General features: G+C 46.2%; 14 protein-coding genes. 10 read left to right on the top strand and 4 right to left on the bottom strand.

From position 1 onward, the window contains the following. Positions 1-152 precede the first annotated feature (152 nt). The 3 genes from BQ7489_RS03050 to BQ7489_RS03035 form a co-directional block, all read right to left on the bottom strand. Positions 153-5,138, bottom strand: coding sequence for an N-6 DNA methylase (locus BQ7489_RS03050; protein WP_071150186.1), 4,986 nt, complete (start codon positions 5,136-5,138; stop codon positions 153-155). A 432-nt stretch (positions 5,139-5,570) separates the two neighbouring features. After that, positions 5,571-6,215 carry a hypothetical protein gene (locus tag BQ7489_RS03040; protein WP_071150188.1) on the bottom strand — a complete coding sequence of 215 codons (645 nt, stop codon included), beginning with the start codon at positions 6,213-6,215 and terminating at the stop codon, positions 5,571-5,573. Between the two features lie 895 nt (positions 6,216-7,110). Then, positions 7,111-8,637, bottom strand: coding sequence for an FRG domain-containing protein (locus BQ7489_RS03035; protein WP_162617768.1), 1,527 nt, complete (start codon positions 8,635-8,637; stop codon positions 7,111-7,113). Positions 8,638-8,937: 300 nt separating this feature from the next. Here BQ7489_RS03035 and BQ7489_RS03030 point away from each other — a divergent pair, with 300 nt between their 5' ends. The 3 genes from BQ7489_RS03030 (at position 8,938) to BQ7489_RS03020 (ending at position 13,474) form a co-directional block, all read left to right on the top strand. Further along, entirely contained in the window at positions 8,938-10,224 is a 1,287-nt protein-coding gene (locus BQ7489_RS03030; RefSeq protein ID WP_071147970.1) for an IS1380 family transposase, read from the top strand. Between the two features lie 1,209 nt (positions 10,225-11,433). Continuing rightward, positions 11,434-12,630, top strand: a complete 1,197-nt coding sequence (locus BQ7489_RS03025; RefSeq protein ID WP_071150190.1) for an ATP-binding protein — start codon at positions 11,434-11,436, stop codon at positions 12,628-12,630. Positions 12,631-12,637: 7 nt separating this feature from the next. Next, on the top strand, positions 12,638-13,474 hold the full coding sequence (locus tag BQ7489_RS03020; RefSeq protein ID WP_071150191.1) for a phosphoribosyltransferase family protein: 837 nt from the start codon (positions 12,638-12,640) through the stop codon (positions 13,472-13,474). A gap of 34 nt (positions 13,475-13,508) precedes the next feature. Here BQ7489_RS03020 and BQ7489_RS03015 read toward each other — a convergent pair whose 3' ends face one another. After that, positions 13,509-14,162 carry a M23 family metallopeptidase gene (locus tag BQ7489_RS03015; protein WP_071150192.1) on the bottom strand — a complete coding sequence of 218 codons (654 nt, stop codon included), beginning with the start codon at positions 14,160-14,162 and terminating at the stop codon, positions 13,509-13,511. A 216-nt stretch (positions 14,163-14,378) separates the two neighbouring features. Between BQ7489_RS03015 and BQ7489_RS03010 the strand changes: the two genes are divergently transcribed. Genes BQ7489_RS03010 through BQ7489_RS02980 form a run of 7 tightly spaced genes read left to right on the top strand, consistent with a single transcriptional unit; the run spans position 14,379 to position 20,410 of the window. Continuing rightward, entirely contained in the window at positions 14,379-15,137 is a 759-nt protein-coding gene (locus tag BQ7489_RS03010; RefSeq protein ID WP_071150193.1) for a DUF4099 domain-containing protein, read from the top strand. Positions 15,138-15,169: 32 nt separating this feature from the next. Further along, on the top strand, positions 15,170-15,394 hold the full coding sequence (locus tag BQ7489_RS03005; RefSeq protein ID WP_071150194.1) for a hypothetical protein: 225 nt from the start codon (positions 15,170-15,172) through the stop codon (positions 15,392-15,394). Positions 15,395-15,427: 33 nt separating this feature from the next. Beyond that, on the top strand, positions 15,428-16,996 hold the full coding sequence (locus BQ7489_RS03000) for a hypothetical protein (protein WP_071150195.1): 1,569 nt from the start codon (positions 15,428-15,430) through the stop codon (positions 16,994-16,996). 2 nt (positions 16,997-16,998) lie between these two features. Next, positions 16,999-18,546, top strand: coding sequence for a toprim domain-containing protein (locus tag BQ7489_RS02995; RefSeq protein WP_071150196.1), 1,548 nt, complete (start codon positions 16,999-17,001; stop codon positions 18,544-18,546). A 13-nt stretch (positions 18,547-18,559) separates the two neighbouring features. Continuing rightward, on the top strand, positions 18,560-19,045 hold the full coding sequence (locus BQ7489_RS02990; RefSeq protein ID WP_071150197.1) for a PH domain-containing protein: 486 nt from the start codon (positions 18,560-18,562) through the stop codon (positions 19,043-19,045). After that, positions 19,026-19,715, top strand: coding sequence for a hypothetical protein (locus BQ7489_RS02985; protein ID WP_071150198.1), 690 nt, complete (start codon positions 19,026-19,028; stop codon positions 19,713-19,715). Before BQ7489_RS02990 ends, BQ7489_RS02985 begins: the two co-directional genes overlap by 20 nt. A gap of 11 nt (positions 19,716-19,726) precedes the next feature. Then, positions 19,727-20,410, top strand: a complete 684-nt coding sequence (locus BQ7489_RS02980; RefSeq protein WP_071150199.1) for a hypothetical protein — start codon at positions 19,727-19,729, stop codon at positions 20,408-20,410. The last annotated feature ends 2 nt before the right edge of the window (positions 20,411-20,412 follow it).

The raw sequence follows: 20,412 nt of genomic DNA, 5'->3' as shown, positions 1-20,412 counted from the left end.
ATATAAAGGGAGGCGATAAAAAGGGGAAAGGAGGATAAAAAAGGCAGATGCCAGGCTATAAAAGCCAACTGGGCCCCGGCAGGACAGAACACAGGAAAACCTGCCCGATCATCACGACCGGACAGGCAAAAGGTTAAATCAATGAATCATGGTCAGGCTGCCCTGACAGTGTTTTCTTCTTCGGGAACTTCCGGCTTCGGACACTCGGCTTCCTTAAGTGCCTCGTCAATCCGCTGCTGCAAGTCCTTACATTCCTGTTTCAACCGCTCCAGCTCTTCCGCCTTGTTCCACTTCCGGGCGGTGATTTCCTGCAAGGTAGGTATTTCGTGCTGCAGCATGGCTATCTGTTTCTGCTGCTTCTCTATCAGTGACGGCATCCTTTCAAGTGCGGCCTGTGGGTAGCGTGCCGATTCAGCGAATCCCAACGGCAGGCTTCCCGACACGCCACAGCGGTATTTCAGTCCGCTTACGCCCTCGACAAAGAAAGCGTTACGGTCGAACGAGCCGGAAAGAGTGTACTCGCTGCGGACAAGCAGGTTCAGTCCCATATAGCTGCCTATGGTTCGGTATGCCTCGCTCCTGTATGTCTTGGCTATGCGGTGCAGTTCACGACCTGTCTCTTCCCGGGTAGCCTGCGGCAGATTGAGCAACAGCGTTTCCCTGTTGCCGTTATAGGATGCGATATACTCCATATCCTGCCTAACCTGTGCCATGATGCGCTCTGCCATACCGACAGCTTCCGTGTTGGCTGCAATCTTACGCTCTGCACGGATGCGCTCTTTCTTGAATATGGCCTGCTCTTTCTCCAGCTGCATAATCCTGTTGTCGAGCTTGGCCTTGTTCAAAAGGTCGGTATTTCCTGAAAGGATAGCCACGAACTCGGCAAAGTTCATTCCGCTGTCCTCGTCCATGCTGTCCTCGTCGATGCGGCGCACGGCGATAGTGCCGTTGTTTATCTGGTTGATGAACATCTGCTTGTTTTTGAGCAGGTTGAACTTGTAGGCGTCAAGCGTCTTTTCCGTTCCGTAGATTACAATATCCACCACGTTACCGCCCCAGAGTTTCACGGTGTTGCCCTTGCGTACCGCACGACCGTTGCGCTGCTCCATGTCGGCAGGTCGCCACGGTATCTCCAGATGATGCACTGCCACAGCCCGCTGCTGGGCGTTGACCCCTGTACCGAGCATGGATGTAGAACCGAAGAGGACACGTACCCTGCCGCTGTTCATGTCTTCAAAGAGGCGTTTCCTCGCCCTTTCCGTGGTGGCACACTGGATAAACTGGATTTCATCAGCCGGGATGCCGAGGCGTACCAGCTTCTCCTTGATGTCGGTATAGATATTCCACTCGTTAGGCTTGTAGGTACTTAGGTCGCTGAAGACAAACTGCGTACCCTTATTGGCTGCCGAACGTACATAATAGTCATAGATGGTTCGGGCACAAATGGAAGCCTTGTTACTGGCATCATCGCTGAACCTATCACCCAAAAGACGCATGTCGAGAGCCATCTTGCGTGCCACATTGGTAGCAATGAGCATCTTTGCCTTGTCGAGGTTGTCCGGCTCGGGAGTATCAAGTCCGAGGTCTTCCCAGTTTCCGCTACCGGCAAAGGAAACGAGACGTCCGATCATTTCTTCCTGCTCGATTGTCGGTGCATGAGAGAGAAAGCGGACGTTTTTCTCCGGCACATCAAGATTTATCATGTCGGCGGTACGGTAGTCGGTGATTTCACGCAGGAACATCGCCAGTTCCGGCACTTTGATATAAGTGCGGAAACGCTCCTTGCGTTTGATTGCCCCTGTCACGTTCAGCTCATAGTCGGCTGTCTTTTTTGTAAATATGGCCGCCCAGGCATCGAAACAGCTAATCTGCTGACGCTTGAGTTCACGTGGCCGCAAATACTTGAACATCACATAAAGCTCTGTCAGCGCATTTACCACCACCGTACCGGACAGGAACGTAGCCCCAAGGTCACGGCCTGTGCGGTGCTGGATGTCACGGATGGCAAAAAGCAGGTTCATAGCCCTTTGCGAGCCTTTAGTATTGCCGATACCTGCCACCCTGTTGTGGCGTGTCTGGAACATGAGGTTCTTGAACATGTGGCATTCATCGACAAAGATATGGTCTATACCCATTGAATGAAAGTCCACGGTATCATCCTTGCGGTCGTCCAGTTTTCTACGGAGTTCGGACAGCTTCGCTTTCAGGTTCTCCTGCCTTACTTCCAGCCCTTTCTGCATCTTACGGCTGCGGTAGCGCATGGTGGACTGTTCCAACACTTCAAGGCTTCGCTCCACATCGTAAAGCTCTTCGGTGAATATCTCTATCATGGTTTCCTCGGACTGCGGTATCTTGGCGAACTGGTCGTGCGTCAGGATAATACAATCCCAGTTGTTGTTCTTGATTTTGGAAAACACCTCTTTGCGGTTGGCCGGCGTGAAGTCTTCCTTGCCCGGGTATAGGACTTTGGCGTTCGGGTATGCCTTGCGGAATGTGTCGGCTATCTCGTGGACGTTTGCTTTCAGGCCGATAATCAGAGGCTTCTGTACCAATCCCAGACGCTTCATTTCATAGGCCGAGACGCACATTATCATCGTCTTGCCTGTACCTACTTCGTGCCAGCAGATACCGCCGCCGTTCTGCTTAATCATCCAGATTGCGTCTTTCTGCGACGGGTAGAGTTCATTGTACGGGAACTGCTCAAAGGAAAGCTGCGGAAAGGTCTGTGCCGAGCCGTCATAGGCAGGACGAACATAGCAGTTGAAACGCTCGTTGTATGTGCGTACCAGTTCATCCCTGACTTCCAGAGGACAGGCATCGAGCCACTGGTTGAAATTGCTGCGGATTTCCTGTATCTTGGTAGCCGCTTCCTGAATGGCTTCCTCGTCGGGCACACGTATCTTATCACCATTTCGATACACCTCTTTGGTTATTTCGGGTACGGTATCGTGCAAGGCATGAACAAACAGGTCTTCACCGTTGAAATTGCGCACGGAATAGGTGTTGTATGCTGCCGGGGAGTAACCTTTCAGACGTACCACATAGGTATCGTTTACATCAAAGTACATCACTTCGGCTTCCACCCCGAAAAGGTCTGCCGCAAAGTCGGCGTAAAGCTGGGGGTCAATCCAACGCTCGCCCATATTGATATCCAGCTCTTCATAAGGTATCAGTTCGGGTGTTGCGTTCTCCAGTGCCCTTGCGGAGATTTCCGCCCAATCCCTTTCCCTGCCGGACAGGTCGTCAAGGCAGGATGTGAGTTCCTTGTACTTGTCCACCACATTTCCGGCAAGGAACCTGCCTTTGTGTTCCCATTCTTCCGTGAGGGGATTGTAGTATATCTCGCCCTGCAGTGCTGCGATTACATCTTCATCAGACAAGCCGGTAGAGCGCATGATGTAGTCCATTTCCACCTTCCCGTAGAAATTGAGGCTGCTTGCCAGCGCTTCCGACGGCTGTAAAATGCGGTCAGCCACAATCTTTGTGAAAGCTACAGGCTCACGCATGATGTCGGCCTTGACTATATCGCTGCCAAGCTGCATTTCAATAGTGAACACCTCGACACCGAGGCTGTCAAGCATGATAAACTCCTTGTTGTCGTTCTCATGGAAAAATCCCCATTTGGTGACAAAGGCATCATACAGCGTGTTCAGCCGCTCACGTATGGCCGTCTGTTCGGTCTGCAGATCCCTTTCCCTGACAGAAAGCATAAAGTACGCCTCACGGACAGGGAAATAGTCGGTTGCACGCTCCATATTGACCTTTCCCTCGTCCACCGGAACGAAATCCACGGCCACATCGACATAGTGGCTTGACTTGCGGAACACGACCGTACCAATCTGCCCCTCGAACATTACCAATGTACCGCTTTTCATCCAATCATCGAGCTTTTCAGTATATGGCCTCCGTCCTCTGTTTACGGAGAGTGCGGTCGTCTCCTGCATCCCGAACAGCGACATCTGTACGGACGCTTCGCCCTGCTGTCCGAAAAGGCTTTTGCGGAAATACCGGTCAAAGTCGTATTTCAGAAGTGCGGAAAGGTATTGCGCCATGGCCGCATCAGAGCCGAGCCACTGGTGTTTGCGTACATATTTGCCGTGCTGGTTCATCACGATACGGCTGTCGGTTGCCAGTACGGTCTTCGGCATGGAAAACAGCCTGTTGGCATTTTCGGTCATTGTTCCGTTCATGTCGTACATTTCCTTGGCTACCTGCAAAAACATCTGTTCACGTGCGGAAAGTGCCGCCTTATTGGTATGCTTCTGGAATATGAGCAGGTCGCTGCCCACTTCAATACCGCTTGTCTGCATGAAAAGAGCGTCAGGCAAACGTACTGCACTGACAAGGTCGGCATGGCTCACCAGATACTCACGTACAAATTTGTTTCCTGCCGTGTCGGCCACACCTCTTGAAGTGACAAAGGCAAGCAGGCCGCCCTCGGAAAGCAGCTCCATAGCCTTGACAAAAAAGTAGTTGTGTATGGTCTTGGTGGCCTGTTCGTAGATACCGCCCTTTTTCCACAGGTCGGCATCGAATACACGGAAATTGCCGAAAGGAATATTGGACGCAATGACATCGAATTTCCGATGCTCCAGCTCCTGTGTGCCTATCGTTTCAAACCCTGCCGTTACGGTGGTTGCGTCCTCATGCAGCAGCGAAAGTACAAGTCCTGTAATGGTGTCCTTTTCAAAAGCATAGCTGTGTGTGCCGGACATGGCTACAGGCAGGAAACCGCCGATGCCTGCGCTCGGTTCAAGAAAGCTGTGCATCTGCAAGCCGTTTGCGGAAAAAGTGCCGTGTATCTGTGCCGCCACTGCGTCAATCAGGAATTGCGGTGTGTAGAACGCTGTCAGGACTGATGACTTGATGCTTTCAACAAGTGAACGGCAAGCGGCTTCGTCACCCCCTGCAAGTGTCCTTAACGCATCCAGCAGACGGTTCAACAGCTCGGACACGCCTTTGTCAAGCGGTTTGTCCGTACCCAAGTCCAGCACGTCCTTGATACCGCCGAAACCTGAATACTGCGCCAATATCTGTTTTTCCTCTTGTGTAGCCGTCCTGCCCTGTATGCGAATAGCTACTGCTGTCTCTATGGCCTTGATGTTGGCCGATAATGATGTCAATTTGTTGTAACCCATGATTTAACCTAATTTTTTTATTTCCCTTTTTTCGGCCCGTTTGCGGCCGCAGGGATTATTTTTCTGCTTTGAAAGGTGGCGGTGGCCATCTGCCATGGCCGGTAAGGAAAAATACGCTCGACAGCCGGAGAGGAAGATTTTTCCGAGACCCCACGGGCAGAATGCCGGCATTGGCAGGAATGGAAACCGGCGGTTACCTTTGCTGAAAAATCCAATCCCCCGAGGTCGCACGGTGGAGAACGGAAGAGCAGCTACAAGAGGGATGAATAAAAAAGGATTGAAAACAGGCGGATGGAAAGATAGAAAAGGAAAATCTGAGGTAAAAAAGGAACGGCGCATGGCAATGCCATCGATAAAAAGGGAATTTGCCGTCGGCAGACCGAAGCCGGAACAGACCCTGCCGGCCCCCCGGTAAGGTCTGTCCGTGGATTATCAGTCAATATCGTAACCAATCATGAAGTCGTCATTGATAAGCAGATAGTAATAGCCGTTGCCGCAATTCCGGTATTCCTTGCTGAAACCGGCAGCCATGTCGTCGTTGTCCCGCGGCTCGCACCAAAGCGTACCGTCGTATCCGCAAAAGTCGAAACGAAGCGTCGAGAATTTCTCCTTATTCTTCATGGCCTGGCGGAACCGCTGCATGTTCCAGCTTCCGCAATACTTCTCAATCGTGGAAAGGCGGATGCACTTTCCGTCAATAGCCGTTCCTGTGGTAATACGGTTTTCGTACAGGGACTTCTCAAGGTCTGCTGCGGCAATCTTCCGGAGCCAGTCGTTGGTATGTGTGGCAAGAGCGGCCAGCCGCTGGTATTTGAGTATCATTTTCCGGTCTAAATCCTTTTCGTTCTCCTTTTCCTGTGACGGGTAATAGATTTTTTCGATGCGGTTCCAGTCTGAAAAGATGTAGCCATGTTTGCGTTTGCCTTTCGCAATGATACCGACGACGTTCTCCCTACCACGGTTGATAAACAATTTCCGGCGTTCCCCGTAAATCCTGACATACAAGACCGGTGGGTTCTGTTCGTTACGGAGATAAGCTTCTGCCGGATGCATTGTTGTTGCTGTTGTTGTGTCCATACCTGTATTTTTTAATTGTTAATTTCCCTTAGTTCGAGCCATTTCGGACTCTCATGCCGGGATTGGAATTTTTGAGCAATGAAGACTGGAAAAGCGGACGACAAAAGCAGGGAAAGCGGCTGCGGATTTCACGGAAAACCAAAATCTTTGATTTGCGGAAGGCTGCCGTCAAATCCGTACCCGGTTAGCAGAGCGGTACCTGTAGGTTCGGACCGGCCAGTAGATTCGCGAAGAAAATCAATGCCGGTGATGAGTACCATATGTGAGGCGGAACAGGAAATAAATCGGAACATGTAACGGTAAAAAAGGAACTGCTGTTCGGATAAAAATGGAAAATCTGCCAAAGGAGGAATATAAAAGTGATATGCTATGTGAACACCGAGACCGAAGATATCATCAGAGTAGGGGTTTGTTGCCTTTATGCCTTACAGCGACTATGCCCATGCATGACATGTACCTCCAATACTGACACTAGGACACCCTCAAATCTGCGGTAATCAGCAATAACAGACATGAACCAAAGCCTAACAAAGCTCATGAGGACACATGTGTGGCTACCCATCATTCTCACCCATGCCAATATCTGAGTCTTATTGATATGATACTCTTTCGACAAATGAGCTATTAACTCTCCTTGTTTTACCCGGCTACGATAATAAGCCTTTGTTCGTAACTGTACTTCATAAAAAACACCCCAAAAGTTTTGTATCTAACTTTTGGGGTGCACTTCAATTTGACACAGCCTCTTCAATTCTCATAAAACACATTTATTAATATGGAGGTATTCTCAATTTGCCATTAATAAATCCCATAAATTCTTCAACTTTTGCAGTTACAGTAATTAAATCGTGGTATAAATTAGGATTAAATTCCTTATAAGATTCTATTGCAGAGACTATATCCGAAAAATCCCATTGAGTAAAATGACATTGTGTTGAATAATCCATATTTTTTTTGATGCTATTTTTTCGCATAAATTATTCAATGATTCTGTATCTATCTGTTGTTTACGTACAGATTTTAGTATACAAATAAAGTAATAATTTAGAACGTAGCATAAAGGTTGAATAGTGCCAGCTGAAGTAGATTTAATTATATTACTATCTATCTTATTTTCGCTATTTTTATTTTTAAACAATTCATGTAATGTATTAAGCTCATTTGTTATCGTTTCCAGTAATGGTTTTGATAATTGGGGCATTACTTTCTTGATAGAGGATACAAGATCTAAAGCCTTATTATATTGTTTTGTATCGTATAATAAATCAATTAAATCCTTTATCGTCTTTTGATATTTTGTCAGAGCATACATTTTGAGTCTTTCAATTTTACTTATTTCCTCTATAGATATATGTTTATTGTCCCAATGATTAATATTTTCTTCAATTTTCTCAATCAATACAATACAATGTTTCCGTGTCAATTCATACTCTTCTATGGCTCTATATTTATTGTCTAAGTGTCTAAGACATAAAGCTTTTGAAAAGTGTAATTCTATATCTATTAGAAACATTTTGATATCTTGCGCACTATCGTCTATTGAAGAAATTCGTGGTCGCTTGTCTAAAATGTCTCTAATTTTATCTTTAATACTTGATTCAAAAGATAAAAAGTACTTCAAAGCCAAATCATATTCATCATGAAATAAGCAAGACATCCCATTCTGTAAATTGCTAAGAATCAAGTTTTTATTTTTTGATATTGGAGAAAATTGTTCATTAAAATAATGAGATATAACGCGTTCATATGGTTTTGATTTATCGTGTGATGTTGCGAAACCATTATTATCACCAAATATACTTTCTTCTGTGATTCCAAAATAAGATTTCAATGCAACTTGAATAGCTTTTTTCCAATCTGCTGGTATTGGAATAACAATAATTCCATGTTCTTTGATATAAAACGGGTCTAATCCAAAAATGAACACACTATCTTGTCTAGCTATTCTTTCATTCAAGAAAGATGGTTTCCATATCCAGAATCTATGAGATTTTTCTTCGCTATATCTTGTACTTTTTGTTGTAGCATATAATAAATCTTCGATTCTACTTTTACTACGACAATATGACAAAATAGATAAATTGTCTTTTTCTATCATTTCTGAATTGATGTCGTAACAAAATAAATACCCGAAATTATTATCATCATTATTTGTCTGTGTAGCAAACCATAGAGAAATAAGAAAATTGTTACTGAAATCAACAAGACAAGATGCTCCTCCCTTATGCTGAATATCTGCTAATATTTCAATATCAGAATAATTTTCTGTATATTCTGGGAATCTGATTTTAGCATCACGAATTAAATATTTAATATAATTAATATAGTCGATATGTGATCGATTCTTAAGTTTTTGCATCCTTATTGCTGCACCAGATTTGATATACTCTGGCGGTACATATTTGTATTCTTCACATTTCATTAGTTCTTGAAGAATTTCTATACTTGTAATTCCTCTCTTTTTTAGGTCATCTTTATAATATGTACAAAACCTTTTATAAAACACTTCATAAGCTTTTTTATCCCTTTCTTGTTTTGAGTCTTTATGTTTATCTAATGTTACAAAATTAGGATTTTTTTCTAAAACCTAAATTCCGCAGCATTTTAGTTTAACTTATTTTATAAGTACCTGAGCAACAAAAAGTTGCTCAGGATTTTGCCATGTCAGATTTTTCACCTATCTTAGTGTTGCAAATCAAAATATGTATCAAACCCGACAGACATGGCAAAGGTAGCAATAAAATCTGAGAAACTCTCTCCTTTTGGAGGAATTTTTTCAATAATGGAGCAATTTGACTCCAATCTCTCATCTGTAATCGACTCAACCCTCGGTATGAGATGTAGGCTGTATGGTTATCAATACAGCGAAATCATCCGTTCGCTTATGAGCGTTTATTTCTGTGGCGGCTCATGCATAGAGGATGTCACCACTCATCTGATGTATCACCTCTCGCTTCATCCGACACTTCGCACATGCAGTGCCGACACGATTCTCAGAGCCATAAAGGAACTGACCCAGGATAACATTTCCTACACATCCGACACTGGCAAGACCTACGACTTAAACACGGCAGACATGCTGAATACACTGCTCCTCAATTGCCTATTGTCCACAGGGCAGCTGAAAGATGGCGAGGGGTATGACGTTGACTTCGACCACCAGTTCATAGAGGCTGAGAAGTTTGATGCGAAACCCACATACAAGAAGTTTCTCGGATACCGTCCTGGCGTGGCGGTTATTGGCGACTTGATTGTCGGCATTGAGAACAGCGACGGCAACACAAATGTCCGTTTCCACCAGAAGGACACGCTGAAGAGGTTCTTTGAAAGGTTTGAAAAGAACAAGCTTATGATCAACCGTTTCAGAGCTGATTGCGGCTCGTGTTCTGAAGAGATAGTGGAAGAGATTGCTAAACACTGCAAGACCTTCTATATCCGTGCCAACCGATGCAGTTCGCTCTACAATGACATCTTTGCCCTCAGAGGTTGGAAGAAAGTGGAATTGGGCGGCATTGAGTTTGAGCTGGCCTCCATTCTCATCGAGAAATGGAAAGGGAAGGCATACCGTCTTGTGATTCAAAGACAGAAGCGGATAGACGGCGAACTCGACCTGTGGGAAGGAGAATACACCTACCGCTGCATCCTTACAAATGACTACGAGTCTTCCGAGAAAGAGATTGTCGAATTCTATAACCTCCGTGGAGGGAAGGAACGCATCTTCGATGACATGAATAACGGATTCGGCTGGAACAGGCTTCCAAAATCCTTCATGGGAGAAAACACGGTGTTTCTTCTGCTTACGGCACTCATACGCAACTTCTATAAATTCATCATGGCGAGGCTTGACGTGAAGAGGTTCGGACTCAAAGCAACAAGCCGCATCAAGGCGTTTGTCTTCAAGTTCATCTCTGTGCCAGCCAAATGGGTCAGGACATCAAGGCAGTATGTGCTGAATATCTATTCATGCAACAACGCTTATGCTGATGTGTTCCAGAATGACTTTGGATGACACCGACAACTTATGGTCGTGATTTTGCGTATTGCCTCAAGTCGCATGGTGGGGTAAGGGGATTTAATGCGTCTTTGTGGCGATTTTTGCTGCGTTGCACCCTCTTTTGCCACAGTGTCGCTACCTTTTTGACCTCTGTGTCATCTTATGAGGGCGGTTGCGGATTTGAGGTAAAAAACTAGGTATAGATTTTGAGGATGAAAAGTATCTACTTGTTACTCCCCGAAAAATGAGTCTAGGTTCAATTAGATTATTTTTATCTAAAGAATCTATCATAACTTGGAATATTGCGGATATATATGTCCAACCATCTATTGAATTGCTCATATACTTACAAATTTTGTGCGTTTTAATAAAAATAGAAATACTATCTAATGCTAATTTAGAAAACAAATAACAAAACAACAAATTATTTATTTTTTTTTAGAAAATATAGCAATATACCCTAAAATCTTATTCGTCAATGAGACGGAAAAGCCCTTTCCATACTGACGTAATATTATTCAGTTAATGCATAACACCTGAAATTTTTGAGTTCTTTTTTCAATCGCATAGACCAGTTTGCTTCCGTGTGAAAACCACCCGATTACTGCTTAGAATGCATCATCCGTCAGATGTTATGTAAGCCTCCGTAAAGTACGTAATGCAAAAGAGGAATAAATTATCCCGACTCGGTACGGTTCGTTGAGGTCGCCCCTGAGTCGAAACTGATAACATCAAATTATATCTATATCGGAATAGAATCCTTCTAAATTCACCCAATTCCGTGGAAGAAATTCTGTCATATTCTTTTCGTTCCTTTCATAATACAGTGCTTATCTCACATTTATATCTTAAACTTCCAGGTTCCAATAAAGGAATATATAATGGCCGCTCTGTATGCCTATGTGTCGTTAACAGATAGATAGCTTTTCTGTCCTTATGTTGGTTTGGGAATTATGTTGATATTATAATATAAATCAAATAAGAAGTAGGCTCTTTTTCTTCCTCAGCATATCAAGACATGCAATAAATAAAATATATACCAGACTTGTAGTACATATCATCTGGATTGTCCAGATCTTGAGATAAAAAAGGTGCGACTGTAGAACAGCATGGCCAAAAACATAATTGCAAAATATTGTACTTCAATAAATTGATATAGTCTGATAAATTTATTATATTTGCACTGCGTAAAAATACGCACTCCACTGCGTAAAATGTAAAGCTATGTATAAAAGAGCTGAATACCAGATAATTAAAAGCAGAATAGAAGAACCAAGAAGGTTCATTCAGGTCGTGATGGGTGCACGCCAGATAGGAAAATCGACAGTAGTTAAACAGGTATTGAAGGATATATCCATTCCGTATCAGCTGTTTTCCGCTGATAATGTACCGGCTACGAACAGTGCATGGATATCCAACTGCTGGGCGGCAGTGCGCAGCCTCAAAGAAAACAACGGATGGGAAGAGATCGTCCTGGTAATAGACGAAATACAGAAGATATCCAACTGGAGCGAGGTAGTAAAAAAGGAATGGGACGATGACACATTTCATGACCGCAACATCAAGGTGCTGCTGTTGGGCAGCAGCCGCGTGCTGTTGGAAAAGGGACTGTCGGAATCTCTTGCCGGAAGATTCGAAGAGATACGCATGAGCCACTGGAGCTATACGGAGATGAGGGACAGTTTCGGTTTCTCAATCGATCAATATCTCTATTACGGAGGCTATCCCGGCGCAGCCTCACTTATCGGTGACGAAGACCGTTTCCAGCAATATATACAGTCTGCCATTATCGAGGCGACCATCAACAAAGACATCCTGATGGATACCCCCATCAGCAAGCCGGCATTGCTGCGACAGACCTTTGAACTGGGAGCGGCATACTCAGGCAACCTGCTGTCGCTGAACAAGATGCTCGGTTCCCTTCAGGATGCAGGGAACACGGCCACACTGGCCGGCTACATCAATCTGCTGGAAGAAAGCGGACTGCTGTGCGGCTTACAGAAGTACAGCATTGATACGGCCCGAAGAAAAGCCAGCATTCCGAAGTTCCAGGTGTTCAACAATGCACTGAAGACGGTGTACAGCCCTGTATCATTCAAACAAGCCCTGCTTGACCGTCGGGTATGGGGCCATATATTTGAATCCGGCATCGGAGCATACCTTGTAAGTCAGGGGTTCATCCACCGGTTTGAAGTGTTCTACTGGAGGGAACGAAATGATGAAGTGGACTTTGTCATCCGAAAGAAAGACAGAACAATAGCCATCGAGGTAAAGAGCAATGCCGAGAAAAGGACAGACGGCCTGGATAAATTCAGGGAACTGTTTGCACCACAGGCTTCGTTCATTGTCGGCGACGGCGGCATCAGCGTAGAAAATTTCCTCTCGATGGATATCAGAAAACTATTCCAAAGCCCCCGATAAAACAGATATGTTTGCGAAATCCGTATTCACGCTTCTATGTACGCTGGTGTGCATTCTGTTTTACGTCATAGGATTCTGGCGAAGGAAAGCCGGCGATGCTGCCTTTGCTGCTGCACAAGCCGCTATAGACAAGAAAGAGCGTGAGCGGTATTGCCGACTGTCCGTACTGGCCGGTAACAGGAATGCCTGCCGAATGTTCTTCTTTTCACATACGGACATATACGAGAGCCGCCAACCGCTGAAACCGTACAGCTTCCGGGGGATGAAAATGGCCTTCTACGGCTACTACTACCCCATGCGCTACGAAAAGCTGCTGAGTGACAGGCAGCGGATGTTCTGCCATGCGCTATTCAGATTTAAGGACGGTGGAATCAGCGGAGTGAGATTCTTCAAATCCTGCATGGAAGCCCTGCATCTTGAAGAAGGGAACCTGCATATCATGTTCATGCCGTGCAGCAGCCGTGAGAAATACATCCGCCGCTTCAGACGGCTGGACGAATATATATCCATGCATTGCCCGCAGATGACCTCGGGACTGAACGATGTGGTGATAACCGGAACACGCGAAAGCCTGCACAAGATGAAAGGCGGCAAAAAACGTATTCTCAAACGGAACTATAGCATCACCGGCGAGGTAGAAGGAAAAAACATCGTCATCGTGGACGACGTGATGACCACCGGGCAGAGCGTATCCGAGTATAAGAAAGAGATAGAACGGCACGGCGGACGGGTAACAGCTGCCATCTTCTATGGGAAGACGGTGGAAGTTCCGCCGCTTTTTTTACTGAGAATGCACGTCTGGTATATTCAGGTAAAATGCCTGCTGAAAACGAGGAAAAGATGAAACAGCGACATAAGCATGAAACCTTGAAATGCCATTACAGGTCTCTCAAAGCCCTTACACATTCATCCTTAATATTTTTGATGTGGCGGAAAAGAATCCACGGGTCGATACTTTTTCCGTTTAGCTTGCACGTAACGTGTAGATGCTCGCCCGTACTGCGCCCCGTAGAACCAGTTATTCCGACTGGTTCTGCGGGGTTTACTTGTTTTCCTTTACCCACCAGAATCCGTGAAAGATGGCAATAACTGACCAGATAATTTCCATGACGTAGAACAACATATTTTCCAGAAGCATTATCCTGCCCGACTTTAACTACTATTCCGGACATCATAGCCAGAACTGCTTCATTTCTGGCATGAAGATCAAGACCTCCATGGAATTTTTTCTTTCCGGTGAAAGGATCGGTACGATAACCGTAAGATGACGTTACCGTCAGGGCTTTCAGCGGAAGACTTACACTCAAATATCTTTCTGTCCAAAACTTTCTTGCTTCGTCCGCTTTTCCTGACATCTCGGAATTATCAGGATTAACACTCCCGAACGATTTGACAGCACCACTATTGTCAGTTAGAATCAATATGTCTGATTTATAGGAATCATCCATTGTCACAAGTGGACACGCTCGTGCATAAACAGACTCAGCAAAAATTGAAATACCCATCAGACCAATCAATATATTTTTTCTCATGGAGCAAAGATAATGGGACCAACATATCAGGACGAATTTCCACAAAACTATGTGATTAAAATATGATTATTTTAATATTAGAATATGATTTTTGGAGTATAATCATACTTAAATCATAAAAAAGATATAATATAACTCTTTATATATCTGATAGTTTACAGCAATTAGATATTGAAGATATATTTGCAGAGTATAATTTTAATATGGAATTAAAATATGAAAAATAATAATTTCGATCTTAGTGAGTTACCTTATCAGGTACTGTCAAAATTTGGGCTTAGCAGAGAAATGATAGAAGACCTTCCCATGCGTGTACTGAAAGAAATATGCAACGGAAGACATTCACCGGTATTACCTGTACGCGTAACTGATGAGAACGGACAGACTGCAGAGAGCCGTACACGCTTTGTATGTATCCGAAAGGATGACGGAACGACAGACGTAGTATTCTATCCGGTACTGAAATCATCGCCACTGGAACAATACAAACCTGAACAACAAAAAGAATTATTGGACGGGAAAGCCATCATTGCAGATGTAATACAGACCGACGGCAGACACGGCAAGGCTTTCGTACAGATAGATCCGGGGACGAAACAGGTAATGTCGGTACCCACACCCATCATCGGACGCAACCTTCAGGTTCTCGCCGAGGAACTGCGTCTGGGGGCAGTGGAAATCAAGAGTATGCAGCACGGAGATCCGCTTACCCTACTGGTAGATGACGATACGGTTACGGTAGGTATCGACCTGACAACCCCGACAGGGATCCGATTCTGCTCCGGTGACGGACAGAAATGGAAAGAGCGTGACAAACGTGAATGGGACAAATACAACTTCGGTTGCTACGGATGCTGGGTAATGGACGATGATGGTAACCTGGATTATGTGCCGGAAGAAGAGTACACAGAAGAAATCTGGAACGAGCAGAAGAAAAGCGGGGAAAGGAACCGTGCGACAGCCCTTCATAAATAAGACAGCATTATAAAATCATTAAATAAAAAAAGATGTCAGAACAAAAATATTATCCAGAAGATATTCTGGTGGAAAAAATGGAAAGCGGCGAATACGGTTGGCTGGACTACATCAACCATTATTCTGCTGAGTGGCAGGAGGAGTACGGCCGCTATTGCGAAGAGAACGGCTTTTCCATAGGAAACGAATCAGCAGCCGAGTTTGTCCGCCATAAGGATGCTGAACTTGAAGCTGCCATGGAAAACGGAGAAGCATAGAAAAACAACTAACAAAAGACTACACAACGGACTATGGCGATACGAAAAAATACCAATCCACGGGAAATGGATCTGCAACCCGAAATGCAAAAAATACTGATGCGCAACGGGATGCAGGCCCATGTGGTGTCTGACGGCACGGGATATAGACTGGTCGTTCAGGGACATGACTCACCTTTGCTGACCTACGCCATCACCGAACGCCAGATGCTGGCCCTTACGGACTGGGGAACAAACACAGCAAACAAGAAAGCCTACAATGTATTTACCAGCATTATAGGCAGTGACTTTTATCTGCCCAAGAACTTTGTACATGCAAGAAACGCAAACGGGCGTGTGGCCATGGGACTACACGGCTACAGGATAGGCATAGGAGAATACGGACGGACTGCATGGCTCAGGATGCCGCCTCCGTTTTTAGGATGGACTCCACGCAACCAGTGGGGCTTTCATCTGCGCAGAGTGGGAGGCAACCTGTTCTATCCGGGAGGACCGGCTGTGCCGGAACGATGGGACGGACGGATGAAACCCGGAGAACTGCAGTCAGGCGGTTACGGCTTCTACTACAAGGGGAACAAGCAACCCCAGCCACAGCAAGAACGGGACGTACTGCAGGACCTTCAGGCTGTAATCACTCCGATGACAAGCCGACCGAGAAGTGCGGAACCGGCAATTCCATACCGCGAACTGATAACGTCTCCGGTATATTTTTCCAATGAGAAATGGCAGGAATGCCTGTCATCGCACGGAATAATCATTGATCAGGAAGCCAAGACCATGACTGTACAGTCGGAACAAGAAACGGTGGACATGGTCTATGACCTATCGGATGAAGAGGCAGCCATACTGACCTCCAACTCGATAGAAGAGCATCCGGCAGAAAAACGCATCAGCCTGATAAACGATATCATCAGTCCGGACTTTGCCGACAAGGTAAGTATGGAAACGCTGAACAGCAACAGCCGTATTGCCATCGGACTGCATCCTGAAATACGTCAGGAAATAGAACAGCAAAACCAATTGCAGGAAAACACTTTCCTGCAGGAACAGCAGGTACAGGAACAACGGATGACAACAGGCATACAGGCAGCAGCTACTGTGGACGGACGTGACCTCACACCCATCAACGAAAAGATGGGCTGGTACAGGGAAGAAAGAAACGGACGTGAGGTCGAAGTGGGTGAAATAGCCGTACATCCTGCTGAATCCGAGGGAAAGTACCGGATGAGTGCCGTAATTAACGGACAGGTTGTGAGCCATGAGATAAGTCAGAAGGAATATGACAAGTTTCTTGCAGTTGATGACTATCACAGGATGAAACTGTTCTCGAAAGTGTTTGACGAAGTGGACATGAAAATGCGTCCGGAAGCCCGACAGGGGCTGGGCGTAAAGATACTTGCCGCACTGACTGCAGGTACGGTGGTAGCCTCGGAAGTGGCACACAACCTGCGGTGCCATCATGCCCCTGAGGTGTACAGCGAGCATTACTGCGGACCGAGACCCTATTACAAACCGGGAGTTGACACTCCAAGGGATGTGGCAATACGCTACTTCGAAGCAGAAATGAACCAGGAAATAACAGATATGAGATTAGGAAGGTAAATATGAGAGACGGAGACCTTACATACGACGACTATCTGCGCAGACTGAACATTCAGGATGTGCTGATTGATGCGGGTTACCGCCTGAACAGGCGGGACGGCCTGCGCTATCCTTCGTATGTCCGCACGGACAGCGACGGACGACGTATCCGTGGCGACAAGTTCATAGTGACAGCCAACGGACAATGCTGTTTCCAGCCACCGCAACAGAAACTTTACAATATAATATCGTTCATCAAGGAGCATCCGCAGCTTTTTGCCGAATACAAAACCGGAGTCTCACCTGACAGACTGGTGAACCTTGTATGCTGCCGTCTGCTCAACCACCCCATAGAGGAGCGCAGTGCCCGCATCCTACAGCCCAAACGGGATATCAGGCCTTTTGACATTGAACATTACGAGTTGCATAAATTCAACCCACAGGATCGGGAAACACAGAAAAGATTTTATCCTTATTTCAAGAGCAGAGGTATAGACCTGTACACCCAATATGCTTTTCACAGGAATTTCTGTCTGGCAACCAGACATCTGGAAGACGGGAGATCCTATACAAACTTGTCGTTTCCGCTGATTCTGCCAAAAGAGCCGGACAAGACTGTGGGATTTGAGGAAAGGGGTCGTCCGCGACCAGACGGAAGCGGAAGCTACAAAGGAAAGGCAGAAGGAAGCAATTCGAATGAAGGTGTCTGGGCCGCCAGTCCTGCACAGACCAAGCCGGCTGACGCAAAAGATATCTACTGGTTTGAAAGCGCATACGACGCAATGGCCTATTACCAGCTGCACCAGAAAACAAACAGGGATTTGAGAAAGGCCGTGTTTGTATCTACCGGAGGTTCACCGAGCCGCCAGCAGTTCAGAGGAATGCTTGAAGCAGCGCCACAGGCTTCACACCACCTTTGCTTTGACCGTGACCGTGCGGGAAAAATCTATGCAATAACCTTTGCCCTCACCCATGCCGGAATGGAATTTACCAGCTTCACCCCGGAAGCGGACCTGCTTGTCATTCAGGAAAACGGAAAAGGAAACCTACGCCATGAAATAAAGCTGGAACCCTTTGACTTTGACAAGATAATCCAACCATTTGGGAAACAGGGAGAAGAGCCGGTAAATACAAACGAAGCGGCAAGAAGGCCGGATTCCTTGGACCCTAACACCACATCCCGTATCATCTATGAGCCGGCAGCTGACGGCTACAAGGACTGGAACGACCAGCTACTAGACCAAGGGAGGCCAATAGAAGAAAAGAGGAACGAACTTCAGGAGATAAGCGGAAAAGCCACTCTGAACCGTGCTTTGGCAGCTTTGCCGGAAGTCAATCCGGAACATATCCGTACCGGGACGTATGACGAAGCGGACTATAAGGCTGTACGACAGAGAATTGAGCGTGCGGACAAAATAATATTCTCCTTTGAAACCCAAGATCAGGGAATGCCTGAAAAAGGTTTCCAGGAGATGTACAAAATCCGGGAAGAACTATCCCGCCTGGAAAAAGAGATATCCGATTCCTTACCAGAGATAAAAGAAGAGAACCAACCACGGTTTCACCGATAAACAGAGTCTGCCTATGCAAATGACACATTACAATATCATCAACTTCCGACCGCATCCGGCACAGTTTGTCATCAATGAACTGCCGCTGATGTCGGTCTGTATTGCTGGACTGATATACGGAGGCATGGAAAATATGCCTCTCAGCAGCATGGCGACCATAATATCTGCATTAACACTTCTTGTATTGCTGTACCGCTACATCTACCTGCGCAGAATACGCTACGACATCACTGCCGAACAGCTTGTATGCGAGCGCGGTATTCTGTTAAGAAAAGTGGATTATATGGAACTGTACCGCATCGTGGATTTTCAGGAGAAACAGAGTATCCTACAACAGATATGCGGACTGAAAACAGTAAGCATCCTCTCGATGGACCGGAACACGCCCCGGCTTGATCTGCTGGGGATGAAACGCAGTGACAGAATCGTGACTCTGATACGCGAACGCGTGGAATACAACAAACGAAAAAAGGGAATATATGAGATTACCAATCATTAGCATACTGCTGGCACTTGCCATTATAGTTCCACAGGCGCTCCGTGCACAGGTAGCAGCTTCGAATCCTCTGGAATGGATGGCGCTGGCCGAGGGCAATGACCTGATAAACGGACAGATAGAAAAGCAGATTAAGGGACAGACACAGACTGCACTGTTACAAAATACCATTGCAGCAGAGTTCAACCGCATCCACCAGTGGGAGAAACAGTACAACAGCTATCTGAAGACCGTAAACGGCTATGCATCGTCGCTGAAAGCCTGTACCCATCTGTACAACGACGGAGTGAGGATTTTTCTTACACTGGGAAAACTTGGCAAGGCCGTGCGTGACAATCCACAGGGTATCGCAGCCGGAATGAGCATGAACAACCTGTATATAGAGACGGCCACCGAACTGGTGTCTGTCTTTACGCTGCTGAACGATGCCGTAGCCAAGGGAGGAACAGAGAACATGCTGACGGGCGCAGAACGCAGCAAGACACTGTGGGCACTGAATGACAAGCTGTCGGCTTTCAGCCGCAAACTGCATCTGCTCTATCTGAGTGTGCGCTATTATACACTGAATGACGTATGGAACAACGTGACAGCCGGGATGATAGAACGAAATAACGGAGAAGTGGCCAGAACAGCCATGTCGCGCTGGCGGAGGGCTGCAGCCATGACACGATAAAACAAGGCAAAATGAACAGGATAATATTAATAATGACACTTCTGCTGTGTACGGGGCTTTCAAAAGTCCGGGCACAGAACGACCCGGTACTTGCAGGTATGATCCTGCTGTACACGGAGAAAGCGGAAAAGGAACTGAAGAACCAGGAGAAGGTAATGCTGATGCAGACAACTGGTCATATCTGGACCAAGGAAGAGGTGGAAGCAACTACCGACCTGCAACGGGAATTCAACAATTATCTGGACTCGTTCCGCTCGATAGTCAGCTATGCGGCGCAGACATACGGATTCTACCACGAAGTATCCAAACTGACGGACAATATGGGTGACTTCAGCCGGCAGCTGGCACGGAATTCTCCGAACGCCGTAGCAGTAGCCCTCTCCGCCAGGCGAAATGCCATATACAGGGAACTGATACTGAATAGCGTGGAAATTGTGAATGACATACGGTCCGTCTGTATATCTGACAACAAGATGACCGAAAAGGAACGGATGGAAATCGTATTCGGCATCCGTCCCAAACTAAGGATAATGAACCAGAAACTGCAACGGCTGACCAAAGCCGTAAAGTACACCACGTTTGGTGACATCTGGCTGGAGATAGACGAAGGCGCACGGCCCGTGACAGACAAGCGGGACATTGTAGAAGCGGCCAAAAGGCGGTGGAAACAGGCAGGAAAGAATGTAAGACCTTAATA

The organism is Bacteroides ilei (genome assembly GCF_900128495.1).
GTDB classification, from domain to species: domain Bacteria; phylum Bacteroidota; class Bacteroidia; order Bacteroidales; family Bacteroidaceae; genus Phocaeicola; species Phocaeicola ilei.
This window is presented reverse-complemented; position numbering and strand designations above follow the sequence as displayed.

Excerpts from the sequence above, each read along its gene's own strand:
- BQ7489_RS03000 (WP_071150195.1), top strand. The coding sequence starts at position 15,428 with ATGGCGATACGAAAAAATACCAATCCACGGGAAATGGATCTGCAACCC.
- BQ7489_RS02980 (WP_071150199.1), top strand. The coding sequence starts at position 19,727 with ATGAACAGGATAATATTAATAATGACACTTCTGCTGTGTACGGGGCTT.
- BQ7489_RS02990 (WP_071150197.1), top strand. The coding sequence starts at position 18,560 with ATGCAAATGACACATTACAATATCATCAACTTCCGACCGCATCCGGCA.
- BQ7489_RS03025 (WP_071150190.1), top strand. The coding sequence starts at position 11,434 with ATGTATAAAAGAGCTGAATACCAGATAATTAAAAGCAGAATAGAAGAA.
- BQ7489_RS03010 (WP_071150193.1), top strand. The coding sequence starts at position 14,379 with ATGAAAAATAATAATTTCGATCTTAGTGAGTTACCTTATCAGGTACTG.
- BQ7489_RS03050 (WP_071150186.1), bottom strand. The coding sequence starts at position 5,138 with ATGGGTTACAACAAATTGACATCATTATCGGCCAACATCAAGGCCATA.
- BQ7489_RS02985 (WP_071150198.1), top strand. The coding sequence starts at position 19,026 with ATGAGATTACCAATCATTAGCATACTGCTGGCACTTGCCATTATAGTT.
- BQ7489_RS03005 (WP_071150194.1), top strand. The coding sequence starts at position 15,170 with ATGTCAGAACAAAAATATTATCCAGAAGATATTCTGGTGGAAAAAATG.
- BQ7489_RS03035 (WP_162617768.1), bottom strand. The coding sequence starts at position 8,637 with ATGAAATGTGAAGAATACAAATATGTACCGCCAGAGTATATCAAATCT.
- BQ7489_RS03015 (WP_071150192.1), bottom strand. The coding sequence starts at position 14,162 with ATGAGAAAAAATATATTGATTGGTCTGATGGGTATTTCAATTTTTGCT.
- BQ7489_RS03020 (WP_071150191.1), top strand. The coding sequence starts at position 12,638 with ATGTTTGCGAAATCCGTATTCACGCTTCTATGTACGCTGGTGTGCATT.
- BQ7489_RS02995 (WP_071150196.1), top strand. The coding sequence starts at position 16,999 with ATGAGAGACGGAGACCTTACATACGACGACTATCTGCGCAGACTGAAC.
- BQ7489_RS03040 (WP_071150188.1), bottom strand. The coding sequence starts at position 6,215 with ATGGACACAACAACAGCAACAACAATGCATCCGGCAGAAGCTTATCTC.
- BQ7489_RS03030 (WP_071147970.1), top strand. The coding sequence starts at position 8,938 with ATGGCAAAGGTAGCAATAAAATCTGAGAAACTCTCTCCTTTTGGAGGA.